At 43.8% G+C, this 14,794-nt stretch carries 16 protein-coding genes; all 16 read left to right on the top strand.

Annotated elements, in window-relative coordinates; genetic code table 11:
• A partial coding sequence (locus E7204_RS09590) for a glycosyltransferase family 9 protein (RefSeq protein ID WP_295184101.1) occupies positions 1-932 on the top strand: 932 nt, incomplete at its 5' end.
• Positions 932-1,945, top strand: coding sequence for a 3'-5' exonuclease (locus tag E7204_RS09585; protein ID WP_295184098.1), 1,014 nt, complete (start codon positions 932-934; stop codon positions 1,943-1,945). The genes E7204_RS09590 and E7204_RS09585, both read left to right, overlap by 1 nt.
• 112 nt (positions 1,946-2,057) lie before the next feature.
• On the top strand, positions 2,058-3,455 hold the full coding sequence (locus E7204_RS09580) for an aminopeptidase (protein ID WP_295184095.1): 1,398 nt from the start codon (positions 2,058-2,060) through the stop codon (positions 3,453-3,455).
• On the top strand, positions 3,455-3,817 hold the full coding sequence (locus E7204_RS09575) for a hypothetical protein (protein ID WP_295184093.1): 363 nt from the start codon (positions 3,455-3,457) through the stop codon (positions 3,815-3,817). Before E7204_RS09580 ends, E7204_RS09575 begins: the two co-directional genes overlap by 1 nt.
• On the top strand, positions 3,817-4,185 hold the full coding sequence (locus E7204_RS09570; protein WP_006556899.1) for an arsenate reductase family protein: 369 nt from the start codon (positions 3,817-3,819) through the stop codon (positions 4,183-4,185). The genes E7204_RS09575 and E7204_RS09570 overlap by 1 nt, the downstream gene beginning before the upstream one ends.
• Positions 4,186-4,329: 144 nt before the next feature.
• Positions 4,330-5,319: an ABC transporter substrate-binding protein gene (locus E7204_RS09565; RefSeq protein ID WP_295184109.1), complete on the top strand. Its 990-nt coding sequence runs from the start codon at positions 4,330-4,332 to the stop codon at positions 5,317-5,319.
• 112 nt (positions 5,320-5,431) lie between these two features.
• Positions 5,432-6,301 (top strand): ABC transporter permease, encoded by an 870-nt coding sequence (locus tag E7204_RS09560; RefSeq protein ID WP_295184088.1) that lies wholly within the window; start codon positions 5,432-5,434, stop codon positions 6,299-6,301.
• Between the two features lie 12 nt (positions 6,302-6,313).
• Positions 6,314-7,105, top strand: coding sequence for an ABC transporter ATP-binding protein (locus E7204_RS09555; protein ID WP_021842437.1), 792 nt, complete (start codon positions 6,314-6,316; stop codon positions 7,103-7,105).
• Positions 7,106-7,343: 238 nt separating this feature from the next.
• Entirely contained in the window at positions 7,344-7,610 is a 267-nt protein-coding gene (gene rpsO, locus E7204_RS09550) for a 30S ribosomal protein S15 (RefSeq protein ID WP_006556895.1), read from the top strand.
• A gap of 155 nt (positions 7,611-7,765) precedes the next feature.
• Entirely contained in the window at positions 7,766-9,835 is a 2,070-nt protein-coding gene (locus E7204_RS09545) for a polyribonucleotide nucleotidyltransferase (RefSeq protein WP_295184085.1), read from the top strand.
• A gap of 26 nt (positions 9,836-9,861) precedes the next feature.
• Positions 9,862-10,311 carry a dUTP diphosphatase gene (dut, locus tag E7204_RS09540; RefSeq protein WP_021842439.1) on the top strand — a complete coding sequence of 150 codons (450 nt, stop codon included), beginning with the start codon at positions 9,862-9,864 and terminating at the stop codon, positions 10,309-10,311.
• A 265-nt stretch (positions 10,312-10,576) separates the two neighbouring features.
• Positions 10,577-11,110 carry an NUDIX hydrolase gene (locus E7204_RS09535; protein WP_021840217.1) on the top strand — a complete coding sequence of 178 codons (534 nt, stop codon included), beginning with the start codon at positions 10,577-10,579 and terminating at the stop codon, positions 11,108-11,110.
• Positions 11,111-11,152: 42 nt separating this feature from the next.
• Positions 11,153-12,328: a phosphopentomutase gene (locus tag E7204_RS09530; RefSeq protein ID WP_295184079.1), complete on the top strand. Its 1,176-nt coding sequence runs from the start codon at positions 11,153-11,155 to the stop codon at positions 12,326-12,328.
• 71 nt (positions 12,329-12,399) lie between these two features.
• The gene (locus E7204_RS09525) at positions 12,400-12,702 is read left to right on the top strand and encodes a hypothetical protein (RefSeq protein WP_295184076.1); all 303 of its coding nucleotides are present in this window, start codon (positions 12,400-12,402) and stop codon (positions 12,700-12,702) included.
• Between the two features lie 476 nt (positions 12,703-13,178).
• A complete protein-coding gene (locus E7204_RS09520; protein ID WP_295184071.1) occupies positions 13,179-13,445 on the top strand; it encodes a hypothetical protein in 267 nt (88 codons plus the stop codon).
• The coding region (locus E7204_RS09515; protein ID WP_366483675.1) for a ShlB/FhaC/HecB family hemolysin secretion/activation protein at positions 13,427-14,794 on the top strand (1,368 nt) is incomplete at its 3' end. The genes E7204_RS09520 and E7204_RS09515, both read left to right, overlap by 19 nt.

The following is a 14,794-nucleotide window of genomic DNA, read 5'->3' as shown; positions in this document are numbered from 1 at the left end:
TGGATGAAAAATTAAAAGAGGTTATGCAATATAATCCGAATATAGACAGTATAGTAACGATTGATAAAAAAGGCCGCGACAACAGCATTAGTGCTCTAAGACGGATAGCTCATGAATTACGCGAAAAAGAAGGTCGTCCGGATGTGGTAATCAATATTCATCCCAACGAACGAACCAGCTTTTTTGCATGGGCTTTACACGGCAAAATTACGGTGGGCATGAGCCATTTTCTGTTCCGTCCGTTTATGACGAAGTATACGCGCCTTGATCGTAAAACACGTCATGCTGCGGATATGTACATTAATGTGTTGGAACAGTTGGGCGTAAAGGATACGTCCAATAAAGGCCTTGAAATATATACCTGTCCCGAATGGGAGACAAAGGTAACTGAGTTTTATGAATCCCATGGCGTCAGTGATGTGGATACGGTTATCGGCTTTAATGTAGGCAGTGCCGTTCCCGAAAAACGTTGGCCGAAAGAACGATTTGCGGCGGTGGCTGATTATTTTGCCGACCACGGCTATAAGATTGTATTTTTCGGTGGGCCTATGGATGAAGACATGGTGGCCGATGTAGTAGCACACATGAAACATACGCCGATTGTGGCGACGGGCAAATTCAGTTTAGGTGAATTGGCGGCCGCCATTCATCGTTGCAGTTTATTTATAACCAATGATTCCGGACCGATGCATGTGGCGGTGAGCCAGCATGTGCCGCTCGTAGCCTTATATGGTCCGTCTAATCCTAAATTTTACGGCCCATACACTCAGAACTGCGTAGTCTTGGAATCAATGGAAGAGTATGAAGTAGGCAAAAGCATGAAACAGATCATTAAGGAAGGCAATTACAAAGGCGTATCTGTTATATCTACCGAAGCCGTTATTGCGGCGGCTCAATCGCTTCTTGTCGAACCGGGAAGCGAGGAACCCTGATGACCTATATAATATTTGATTTGGAATGGAATCAGCCCTTTGCCAATGACATTAGCTTTATGAAGCGCACCGGTTTACCCGTATCGGGGGAAATTATTCAAATCGGCGCTATTAAGCTTGATGAAAACTTAGAGTTGGTTGATACCTTCAATACTTTTGTAAAACCACAGTATTTAACGCGCATGCATAAACATGTGGAGAAGTTGACCCATATATCGGCCGCTGATTTGGCCATGGGTGTTTCTTTCGTGCAGGCTTACAAGGATTTTGAACACTGGTGTGGTGACGATGCCGTGCTTTTGACCTGGGGGTCCGATGATATTGTGATGCTTCGTGAAAACCTCAAGTTATTCGGCCTGCCCGGCACAATTAAACATACCTGGTATGATGCGCAGCTTATTTTTGCTTATTTGCAACATGGCAATACTCAGCAGGTAGCTTTAAGCAAAGCCATGGAAGAGCTTGATATAAAACAGGATGAGTTGAATGCTCATGATGCCTTGAATGACTCCATTTTCACAGGCTATATTTGTAAAGCGATTGCGCTAGACCAGGGGATTGCTCAGTACGAACAAATTTCAAAAAACACCTATTCACAGGCTTATTTTCCGGAACCTATCAGTTTCTTTATTTATGAAAACTTCAGCGATAAACGCAAAGTGCTGCACGATAATAAAGTGCGCCGCGCTCATTGTCCGGAATGTCAGTCCTTGTTGACAACCAATAAAATTCAACGCTTAAGCGGCGATAAATTCTTGAGCATCGGCCGTTGTCCTCATCACGGCTTATTCGGTGTCCATTGGCGTATCGGTAAATATATGAAGCGCAATCGAGAACTTAGCTATTATGTGACTAAGACATTGACGGCGGCACCACCGGAACTTCAAAATTTATATGAAGAACGGGCTGAGTTAAATCGTCAAAAAGAGGAAGCTTATTTGGCTCGCATGGCGGCGAAACAGGCGGAAGAAGACGCAAAGCAGCAGTTTATTAATAATCCGGATAAAAATTAAATGAAAATGACTTACAATTGAGATGTAGAAATTTTTCAATTGATGTATAATATATACAGCAGAATCGGCCGCTACAGGCCGATTCCTAATTTCACTTAGGAAGGATGATAATATGGAACGAAAATATGCTTGGCATGAATATACCGAAGCCGACACACAGGCTATGGAAGCTTTATGTAAAGAGTATCGTGATTTTTTAGATAACGGTAAAACAGAACGGGAATGTATTGAACAGACAATTGCTAAAGCGGAAGCCGTTGGCTATAAAAATTTAAAAGAATTCCAGAATGCGGGGCAACCGATTAAACCGGGCGACAAAGTATACGCCGTACACATGAATAAAATCATTGCTTTATTCAACATCGGTACCGACTCTTTGGAACAAGGTTTCAATATCTTAGGCGCGCATATCGATTCGCCGCGTCTTGACGTTAAACAGAATCCGTTCTATGAAGATAAGAACTTGGCCTTTTTTGATACGCACTATTACGGCGGTATCAAAAAGTACCAGTGGGTGGCTATGCCCCTTGCTTTACATGGCGTTGTTGTGAAAAAAGACGGCACTAAAGTAACCCTTTCCATCGGTGAGAAAGATACGGATCCGGTATTCTGCGTAACCGACTTATTGCCTCATTTGGGTCAGGAACAGATGGAGAAAAAAGCGGCCAAAGTAATTGAAGGGGAAAACCTTGATTTACTCATCGGCAGCCAACCTGTTAAAGGGGAACTTAAAGACGGCGTAACCAAGTTCTTGAATGATATTTTTGAAAAAGAATACGGCTTTACCGAAGAAGATTTATTATCCGCCGAACTTGAAATCGTACCGGCCGGTCGCGCTCGTGAAATGGGCTTTGACCGTAGCATGATTTTGGCTTACGGCCAGGACGACCGCGTTTGTGCTTACACATCGTTAGCGGCTATGTTGGAAGTAGATAAAGTAAAACGCACCACCTGTACTTTATTGGTAGATAAAGAAGAAATCGGTTCTGTCGGTGCTACGGGCATGCAATCCCGTTGGTTTGAAAATGTGGTAGCTGAATTATTGGCCATGGCCGGTAATAAGTCGCCGTTGGCTGTGCGTCGCAGCTTGGAACGCAGCCGCATGTTGTCTTCCGACGTAAGTGCCGGTTTCGATCCATTGTATGCATCCTCCTTTGAAGCTAAAAACGCCGCTTTTCTCGGTAAAGGTGTGGTATTTAACAAATTCACCGGTGCCCGCGGTAAATCCGGCTCCAATGATGCCAATGCAGAATATATGGGCTTTATCCGCCGTATTATGGATGATAACAATGTTAACTTCCAAACGGCTGAACTCGGTAAAGTAGATCTTGGTGGCGGCGGTACCATTGCGTACATCATGGCACTTTACGGTATGAACGTTATCGACTGCGGCGTGGCTGTGCTCAGCATGCATGCACCTTGGGAAGTAACGAGCAAAGCGGATGTATATGAAGCTAAGAAATGTTATGTAGCCTTTTTAAAAGCTGACGGCGTGGAAGGAAATCTATAATGGGTAATATCAGTCAAGGTAAGACAAGTAAACCGACGGTGCGCATTGATATTTTTGACATTGAAGAAGACAAGGCGCAACAATATTTGAAAGTCCGTGAAGAATGTGCCACTGCTGCCGAAGCGGTAATGGCTAAGTATTGTCAGACTGTTAAGCGTGAAACCCTTGATCCGACGGAAGGCCAAGGCGTAGTAGGCTATTATAAAACGGGCGAAATCCTCATGCAAGTTTTGCTTGATCCGTTTGAAATTCCGGTTATGAAAGTGGCCATCAGCCGCGGTAAATTGGAAGACTATATTTTGGCGGCCAACAGTTTGACTCATGAAATGCTCGAACAGCTGGCGAAGGAGGACGAAAACTAATGTTATTGGTACAATATCCGACTTGCACAACTTGTAAAAAAGCAAAAAAATATTTGGAAAGTCATAATATCAGTTTTGATGACCGCAATATTAAGGAAGAAAATCCGACAGCTGAAGAACTTGGTCTTTGGCAACCGAAGAGCGGTAAAGACGTTAAGGCTTTTTTCAACACGTCCGGTCAGGTTTATCGTAGTGAAAATATTAAAGACAAATTGCCGGCTATGAGTGATGAAGAAAAATTGGCTTTACTTGCTACGAACGGCATGCTCGTAAAACGTCCGTTATTAATACTTGATGATGAAGTGCTGGTAGGTTTTAAAGAAGCAGAATGGGAAGCGGCACTTAAACGGAAGGGCTATTTGAAGTAGTTGATAATCCTGTGGGCGTCATTTATAGGCCTCTTTGATGAATTTTCTTTCATTTTCCTATTGAAATAGGCAAAGAAACAGGCTATAATGGTTGCAATATCCCGTGTAGATGGATATGTGTAGTATGGTAGAAGGGAGCATTTTATTATGTGGAAGAAACGTGTAGTAGTGGCAGCGGCGGCAGCTTTGATGGCTGTAGGTTTACTCGCCGGCTGTGGTAGTGACAGTAGCAATGGTAGCGGTGCGAACAAAACGTACAAAGTAGGGGTCGTTCAACTCGTTGAACATCCGGCGCTTGATGCGGCCAACAAAGGTTTTGTTGACGGCTTGGCGTCTAAAGGGTTTAAAGATAATGTAAAAATCGATCAGCAGAACGCTCAGGCGGACCAGTCGAATTTGAACAGTATTGCCCAGCGTTTTGTGGCAGATAGAGATGATTTGGTGTTGGCTATTGCAACGCCGGCTGCTCAAGCTATGGCAAACGCAACCAAAGATATTCCAATCTTGGGTACAGCTATTACCGATTATGTGCAAGCTAAATTAGTAAAAAGTGATGAAAAACCGGGCACTAATGTGAGTGGTACGACGGATATGAATCCGGTAGAAAAACAGGTGGACTTAATCACTCGTATTTTACCGAATGCTAAGAAAGTCGGCATTATTTACAGTGCCAGCGAAGTGAATTCCCAATTACAGGCAGAACGCATGAAGAAACATGCGCGGGAAAAAGGCCTTGAAGTTGTGGAAATGACGGTTCAAAATGTGAACGATATTCAGCAGGTAGCACAAAACTTGGTAACACAGGGTGTTGAAGCTATTTATGTACCTACCGATAATGTAGTTGTATCGGCAATGCCTAACTTGGTTAAAATTACCGATGCCGCTAGAATTCCGATTTTCCCGGGTGAAGACAATGTTGTAAAAGTGGGCGGTTTAGCTACTTACTCCGTTGATTACTATCAATTGGGCTTCCAAACCGGTGTAATGGGTGCTAAAATCCTATCCGGTGAAGCTAAAATCGAAGATATGCCGGTTGAAAGTCAAAAAGAATTCAAATTGGTTATTAACCAAGATGTAGCTAATCGTTTAGGCATTACGATTCCGGCCGACGTTTTGCAAGAAGCCGGTAAATAAATATCCTGAAGAAAAATAGGGAATAGCCCGATTTTCAAATAAAGGGTAATAATTAACCTAATACATAAAAGAAAAGGGCTTCGGCCTTTTTCTTTTTATTGATGGAGGAAACATGGAAAACCTGATTATTTCTACATTAGGCCAGGGCCTGTTATGGTCACTGTTGGCTATCGGCGTATTTATTACGTTCCGCGTATTGGATATTGCTGATTTAACCGTTGAAGGGAGCTTCCCTTTAGGCGCAGCTATTTCAGTTACACTCGTTGTGGCCGGCGTGAATCCGATTGTATCGATTTTAGCGGCCGCCGTGGGCGGTATGCTCGCCGGTGTGGTTACCGGTTTGGTGCACACTAAACTGAAGATTCCCGCTTTGTTAGCCGGGATTCTCACCATGATTGCATTATACTCGGTGAATCTTCATGTCATGGGGAAAGCAAATGTGTCCTTATTGCACATGGATACGGTATATACCTATTTGGAAGCCATGAATATTTCCGCTACCTGGGCTTTGGCCATCGTAGGCTTATTGGTAGCTTTTTTATCCGGTCTATTCTTATTCTGGTTCTTCGGAACGGAAATCGGGGCCGCCATTCGTGCCACCGGCGTGAATCCGCAAATGATTCGTGCCCAAGGTGTTAATACGGATACGATGATTGTATTGGGCTTGCTTTTATCTAATGCGTTTGTAGCCGTAGCCGGTGCCCTCGTAGCACAGGGGAACGGTTATGCCGACGTAGGCATGGGCGTAGGCACCATCGTTATCGGTTTGGCTTCGGTTATTATCGGGGAAGTTCTTTTCGGTACTCGTTCCTTTGTGAAAAGTTTAACGGCCGTAGTGCTCGGTTCCGTTGTGTACCGTATCGTTATTGCCATTGTATTATACTTAGGTATGCAGCCAAATGATTTGAAATTATTTACGGCCGTATTGGTTGCCATCGCCTTGTCATTGCCGACATTGAAGGCGAAATGGCAGAGTCGCTAAGGAGGGCTACCTATGTTAGAAGTTAAACAGATTGTCAAAACATTCTTTAAAGGTACAGTCAATGAAAAAGTGGCTCTTCATGGCGTTGATTTACGCTTGGAGTCCGGTGACTTTGCTACCGTTATCGGCGGTAACGGGGCCGGTAAGAGTACCTTGTTGAATTCCATTGCCGGAGTATTTCCCATTGATTCCGGCTCCATTCATATTAATGATACGGATATTACGAAAATGCCGGAATACAAACGAGCTGCGTTCATCGGCCGTGTATTCCAGGATCCTATGCTTGGCACGGCGGGGAACATGCAAATTGAAGAAAATCTTCTTCTCGCCTTACGTCGCGGCAAACGGATGGGCCTTAAATGGGCGTTCGTACCGAAAGAACGGGAATTGTTCCGTGAACGTTTATCCCTCTTAGGCCTTGGTCTCGAAGACCGCTTGACGGCTCGTATGGGCTTATTGAGTGGCGGTCAACGCCAGTCCATTACATTGTTAATGGCTACCATGCTTCGTCCTGAGTTGTTATTGCTCGATGAACATACGGCGGCACTCGATCCTAAGACGGCTGAAAACGTATTAACGTTGACGGATAAGCTCGTTAAAGAGCATAATCTGACCACCCTTATGATTACGCATAACATGCGTGATGCCTTACGTTTCGGCAATCGTCTCATTATGATGAATAACGGACGTATTATCTTTGACGTGCGCGGCGAAGAGAAGAAGAAATTAACGGTTCAAGACTTATTGGAACGCTTTGAAGTGGCCGGCGATACTATTAGTGACCGCATGATGTTGGGAACCTAAAGTTCAATCTTAATGAACAGTGGATGCCATTATATGGTATTTACATAAAATGAATATCGTTGTACTTATAACGACGTATGTAAAGAGGGATTTTGTAAAATCCCTCTTTACAATTATAGGGGCATATAGTATACTCATTAAGGTGCTATACGCACTGTTAACGCAAGCGAAGTATTCGAATCTCCAACGTTTACTTTGGCTTGTCGAGATTTTATTCGTAGTACAGGAGGACATAATAATGTTAACTACAGAAGCTAAACAAGCTATCATCAAAGAATTTGCTGTTCATGAAGGCGACACCGGATCTCCGGAAGTACAAATCGCGATTTTGACTAACCGCATTGTATACCTTACTGAACATTTGAAAGAACACAAAAAGGATCATCACTCCCGTCGTGGTCTTTTGAAATTGGTTGGTCAACGCCGTAACATGCTTGACTACCTTCGTCGTAAAGACATTGAACGTTACCGTGCAATTCTTGAAAAATTAAACTTACGTAAATAATTGCGTTTCACGCGTTAGTTTGCGTAACTTAAAAAGCGGCCTTGGCCGCTTTTTTTATATAATAACTAATAAAACACTTTTATTTTATGAGATAATCATTTACAATAATAGAGAATGTAAAAATTGTAGAAGAGTAACTCAGAGGAGGAATCGGAATGGAACAATTCCAAATGGATCTTGCCGGTCGTACCCTAACTATTGAAACAGGGGAATTGGCAAAACAAGCAGGCGGTGCAGCCTTAGTACGTTATGGTGATACGGTCGTATTGGTAACGGCTACGGCATCCAAAGAAGCCAAGGACATTGACTTCTTCCCATTGACTGTAGATTATGAAGAAAAAGTGTATGCGGTAGGCCGCATTCCGGGGGGCTTCGTTAAACGTGAAGGTCGTCCGCCGGAAACAGCTATTTTGCACAGCCGTTTGATTGACCGTCCGATTCGCCCATTATTCGACAAAGGTTGCCGTAATGAAGTGCATGTATGCGCTACCGTATTGTCCGTAGATCAGGATAATGCTCCTGAAATTTGCGGTATGATTGGTGCGTCCGCAGCCTTGGCCTTGTCCGATATTCCTTGGGCAGGTCCTATCGCCGGTGTTCGTATCGGCCGTGTAAACGGTTCTTTTGTAATTAACCCAACCGTAGCACAACTTGAAGCTACTGATTTAAATGTAGTCGTAGCGGGCACAAAAGATGCTATCTTGATGGTAGAAGGCGGTGCTCAGGAAGTAGCGGAAGATGTACTTTTAGACGCTATCATGGCGGCTCATGAAGAAATTAAACGCATCGTTTCTTTCCAAGAAGAAATGGTAGCCGTGGCAGGCAAAGAAAAACGCGTATTGCCAACGCATGCTTTGGACGAAGATGTTTTAGCAGCCGTTAAAGAATACGCTCATGATGCCCTCGACAAAGCCGTACGTTGTGCCGATAAACAACAACGCGATGCGCAGCAGGATGAAGTATACGCCGATACACGCGCTCATTTTGAAGAAATTTATCCTGAAAACATGGATGACGTAAATATGGCGCTTGAAAAAATGACGAAAGAAATCGTTCGTCATATGATTACGGTTGAAAAAATCCGTCCGGACGGCCGTCAGTTGGATGAAGTACGTCCAATCAGCGTACGTGTAGGTGTATTGCCACGTACTCACGGATCCGGTCTATTCACTCGTGGTCAAACTCAGGTTCTTAATATCTGTACGTTAGCTCCATTGTCTGAAAAACAGACTATCGACGGTATCGGTATTGAAACGGAAAAACGTTATATTCACCACTACAATTTCCCATCCTATTCCGTAGGGGAAGCTCGTTCCTCCCGCGGTCCGGGACGTCGTGAAATCGGTCACGGTGCCTTGGCGGAACGTGCTTTATTGGCTGTTCTTCCTAGCGAGGAAGAATTCCCATACGCTATGCGACTTGTATCCGAAGTATTGGAATCCAACGGTTCCAGCTCCATGGCCAGCGTGTGCGGCAGCACCTTGTCCTTGATGGACGCCGGTGTGCCTATTAAAGCACCGGTAGCCGGTATCGCTATGGGTCTTGTAACTCAGGGTGAACATTACACGATTTTAACGGATATTCAAGGCATGGAAGATGCTTTGGGCGATATGGACTTCAAAGTAGCCGGTACGGCGAAAGGCGTTACCGCTATTCAGATGGATATTAAAATTTCCGGTTTATCCCGTGAAATCTTAAAAGAAGCGTTGGAACAGGCTCATAAAGGCCGTATGCACATTATGGGTAAAATGCTTGCTGTTATCGATGCACCACGCGATAATATGTCCCCATGGGCTCCGCGCATTATTACCATGAACATCGACCCTGACAAGATTCGTGACGTAATCGGTCAAGGCGGTAAAGTAATTCGCGGTATTATCGAAGAAACCGGTGCTAAAATCGATATTGAAGATGACGGTACTATCTTCATCGCTGCCGTTGAAGAAGCGGCTGCCAATAAAGCGATTGAAATTATTACCAACTTGACGAAAGAAGTTGAAGTGGGTGAAGTGTACCTCGGTAAAGTAACCCGTCTCATGAACTTTGGTGCCTTTGTTGAAGTATTACCGGGCAAAGAAGGTTTGGTACATATTTCCAAATTAGCTAAAGAACGTGTTGAAAATGTTGAAGATGTTGTCAATGTGGGCGACGAAATTATGGTTAAAGTTATCGAAATTGATAAACAGGGCCGTATCAACTTGTCCCGCAAAGATTGCTTAAAATAACTATCACTTGAAAGAGGAGTCGTTAGATGGATATACGTGGATTTGAAGTTGTATCACAGTTTGAAGATAAAGATATAGCTTTACCAAGACGGAAAACAACGGAAAGCGCGGGCTACGATATTGAATGTGCGGAAGCCGTAACAATTGCGCCCGGCGAAATGAAGTTGGTGGCTACAGGCCTCAAAGCGTTTATGAATTACGATGAATATTTGGCGATTCATATTCGTTCCAGCATGGCTATTAAACGGCACCTTATGCTCGTGAATAGTACCGGCATCATTGACAGTGATTATTATAATAATGAAGAAAATGAAGGTCATATTCTGATTGCCCTTATTAATATGGGCAAAGAAGAAGTTCAGCTTGAAAAAGGCGAACGCGTGGCCCAGGGCATTTTCTCTAAATATTTAATCGCTACCGATGACGATGCCACCGGCATTCGTAAAGGCGGTATCGGCAGTACCGGTAACAATTAATAAATAAGATACTCCATGACGCTGCGCTCAGCTTGCTGAGTGTGGTTGCCATGGAGTTTTTTGTTATATTTTTTTGAGTTCAGCCATAGAAATTAGTTAATAGATGGGCATAAACTTTTCATCGCTTTACCTTTGGATTTTGTGTGATACAATAAATAGAGAATATATTTCAATATAAACTGTTTAGCCGGCAGAGCGCGTTGGGCGTTAGAGTCGCCGGTAATCGTATTTTAGAATTAGTGAAATCAGCAAAGAGGAGATACCTATGAGCTTGCACAGAGAAAAACAGATATCATCGGAAATGAAATTTGACGGTCGTTTGATTAAAGTTACCTTTGACGTAGCCGATGTAAACGGCAAGGAAGCGTGGCGTGAAGTGGTTCATCATCCCGGTGCCAGTGCCATCGTTGTGATTGACGATCAAGGCCGTATCGTTATGGAACGCCAATTCCGTTATGCGTTGGATCGCGGTTTACTGGAAATCCCGGCGGGCAAACTGGACGGCGCGGAAGACCCGTTACATTGTGCCAAACGTGAATTGGAAGAGGAAACGGGTTATAAGGCTTCCGAATGGATTTCTTTGGGCGCTATTGCCACAAGTCCCGGTTTTTGTAATGAAGTGATTCATCTCTATGTGGCTAAAGGCCTCAGCAAGGGTGAAACTAATTGGGATGATGATGAATATGTAGAACTCGAATATTACACGTTCGACGAATTGATGGAAGCGATTCGTAAGGAAGAAATTAAAGACGCTAAAACATTAGCGGCATTAGCTTTGGCTATGCCATACATAAAATAAACAGCATCTTAAGTTAACTTAAGAAAAGAATAGAGGCGTATTATGTTTAAACGAGTTATATTATTGGTTATGGATAGCGTGGGTATCGGTCATGCGACAGATGCCGCTGCCTTTGGCGACGAAGGGGCCAATACAGTGGGCCATATTGAATCGGTCGGCGGAACCTTACGTTGTCCTAATTTAAAACGCTTAGGATTGGCCGATATTGCAGATATTAAAGCCGATGACGAACCGGTAACCGGCCTTTTCGGACGCTTTCACGAAATCAGTCGCGGTAAGGATACGACGAGCGGCCATTGGGAACTCCTTGGTCATCCGGTGGATGTGCCGTTTCCGACGTTTTATGAAGGCTTCCCGAAAGAAGTGATGGATGCCTTTACCCGTGAAACGGGCTATGGCTATTTAGGTAATGAAGTGGCGTCCGGTACGGAAATTATAGAACGCCTCGGCGAAGAGCATATGAAAACGGGCAAACCGATTGTCTATACATCGGCCGATTCCGTTTTTCAGATTGCCGCTCATGAAGATGTAATTCCTCTTGAAGAGCTGTATCGTATTTGCAAGATTACCCGTGAAAAGGTATGTATCGGCGATTATTATGTAGGTCGTATCATTGCAAGGCCTTTTGTGGGTGAATTAGGCCATTTCAAGCGGACTGCCAATCGTCATGATTACAGTCGTATGCCTGAAAAAACTTTATATTGGGAAATCTTACAGCAGCATAATCTGCAGACTATCGGCGTCGGCAAAATCGGCGATATTTATGCCCGTGTGGGCATCAGTGAATCCTATCCGACCAAGTCAAACAGCCATGGTATGAATGAAGCGGCTCGTCTTTTGGGCGGTACCTTTAAAGAAGGCCTCATGATGATTAATCTGGTTGAATTTGACAGCATGTACGGCCATCGCCGCAATGTACCCGGCTACAAACGCGCGTTGGAAGATTTTGACTATCAGCTTGGAGGATTCATGGATCTTCTCACTGAAGATGATTTGTTACTAATCACCGCGGACCACGGTAATGATCCTACTTGGCAGGGGACCGACCATACTCGCGAATTGGTACCTTTATTAGGATATTGGCAAGGTTTAAATAAACCGGTAGCTTTGGGCGACCGCGATACCTTTGCCGATGTAGGGCAGACCATACTTGATAATTTCGGCCTTAAGGGCGATGTAGGCACCAGTTTCTTGAATGTTATTAAGGATGCGAAATAATAAATCTAAAGTATAAGATTTAAATTCAGATATTGTGATGTTATTAATTTAAAAAGAATTGAGGAAATACTATGAGCTGTACACATGCAAAACATCCGGTTCCAACGGATCCGGCTGAAAAAGCCCGTTATTATTGGGCTAAAAGACAGACTGCCGTAGCGCAGGAGCAGGGGATGGGCAACGATGAAATCCATGCCTTATTTAAATACATCATGGACATGGATATCGATGCGGTAGAAAAATCTGGTACAGAAGAAACGTATGAAACATTCCGCCGTGCTATCGGTCAGGCTACGACTGCTTTGGATGAAGGAAAGCCGGTGGCCGTGGCATTGAATTTGTTTCGCACTATCATGCACGGGGATCTTAAATAGAAACGAAGATCCCACTCTATAGGCGAAAACTATTTCAAATATAAGCTGTTAAAACTACCTCAAAAGTAAAAAAATTTCTCCCAATCGTAGGCTTGGTTTTGCATTCGCAAAAAGACCCTACGATTGGGGAGAATTTTTTTGACTTTATAACGCTAGTATAAACTACGGTTGCAACTTTACTCTTTGAGATAGTTTTTCTCTGTTAAAGAGTGCGTCGCTTCGTTTCTAAAGAGGGGGAGAAGATGAAAAAAGTAAAACCAATCCGTAGGCTAGTTTTGCATTCGCAAAAAGGCTCTACAAAGAGGATATGTTTATTCTATGACAATATCATATGTATTTTACAATAGACTTTTTTATTTTGTTATTGCATATTTACAAATTGATTTCCTTCCTATATAATCATCTTAATAAATGATGAAATAAATAAGAACCTTTTGGGTGAGTGTATATTCTTAAATGAGTTAAGGAGTGTTAGTATGAAACAGGCCTGTATTAAATTAGCTGTATTGATGGCAATCAGTGCGCCTGTATGGGGGTTAGTTTCCGAAGTTAGTGCAGTCGATTCGGTTATGCCGCAAACAGTACAACAAGAGCAATTGAATATGGCGAGACAACGTGCCGAGGCACGTGACGAGCGAAACCGGACTGAACGAGTAGAGATAGAAGGTATCCCTACGTCTATGGCAGAAGAACAGGCAGTAGACGAAGGCGGACCTTCTTTTTTATTACCCATATTGAATTAGATAGTGGTAAGGATACGGATGTATTAGCACATGAATTTAGTTTTTTAGTGTCACTGGTGCGCCAAGCGGAACAACAATCAATGAATGTAGGACAGATTGAAACACTGGTAAAATCAATCAATGAGGCGCTTATTAATCGAGGGTTTATTACGTCTCAAGTGCGGATTCCGGAACAAAATATTGAGTCCGGCACTTTACGGTTAGCATTGATACCGGGGCGGTTAGGACGGGTCATATATAGTGAGGGGAGTTTGACGCCGTCATGGCAATCGGCTTTTCCGATTCGAGAAGGAGATGTTCTCAATGTACGGCGTTTAGAACAAGGCTGGGAACAGATGAAGCGGGTGAGGTCACAGGATGTGACGATGAAGCTCTTACCCGGAGATACCGTAGGAATAACGGATGTAGAACTAACAGTCACGAAAGCCGGTGCCCGGGGTCATGGTATTCTCTCTGTAGATAATTCCGGTTTACGGAATACGGGACGTTCGCAAGTTAATGCATCGGTCGTATTGGATCAGCCGTTTAATGCCAACGATATTGTGCGTGGTAATATTGGTCTTGATGGGAATCGCATGGGGTATGAAGGAGGTACACGCAATCAAAGTATCAGCTATTCAATTGCTAGAGGGTGGGATACGTTTTCTATGTATTATGGCGCCTATAATTACCATCAACAGGTCATGAGTCATCCCTATAGTTTTATCAGTCGTAGCCGTGTGCATACGGCCCGCGTTACCTGGGATCATGTATATCATCGGTCACAGCATACGAAAGACGCCTATGATGTGACCCTTCATAAGCGAACGTCTCATGTGTATATTAATGATATGGAGATTCCCGTACAAGCGATGGATACAACGGCATTAGAATTAGGGCTATCGCAGCGAAAGTACATAGGGAATGCGACGGTATATATGCGTGTAGGACAGAAGATGGGTGTGGGCTGGTTAGGGGCTCAGGATGAGATAGTGGGCAAAAATATACCGAGCACACGGTATCACCAATGGTTACTGGATGTAGAGTATACCAAGCCGTTAACATTAGGCCATCGACCGGCCTCCTATAAAGCCAATTTTCATGGACAATGGACAGCAGGGCATAAACGGCTATATGGAGTGGATCAAATCAGTATAGGCAATCGCTATACGGTGCGTGGCTTTGATGGGGAATATACCCTATCCGGGGAACAGGGCTGGTATATACAGCAGGAACTCAGTAGCCATATACCGTCTTTAGATAGTGAAGTGTATGTAGGTCTTGACGTAGGCGCCGTGTATGGCGTGAGTACCGATATATTGGTAGGGCGAACTATTGCGGGAGCCGCTTTGGGGCTACGAGGACAAAGT

This window comes from Veillonella sp., assembly GCF_015058545.1.
Lineage (GTDB): Bacteria > Bacillota > Negativicutes > Veillonellales > Veillonellaceae > Veillonella_A.
The sequence above is the reverse complement of the archived record's forward strand: the minus strand, read 5'-3'. Positions and strand labels throughout refer to the sequence as shown.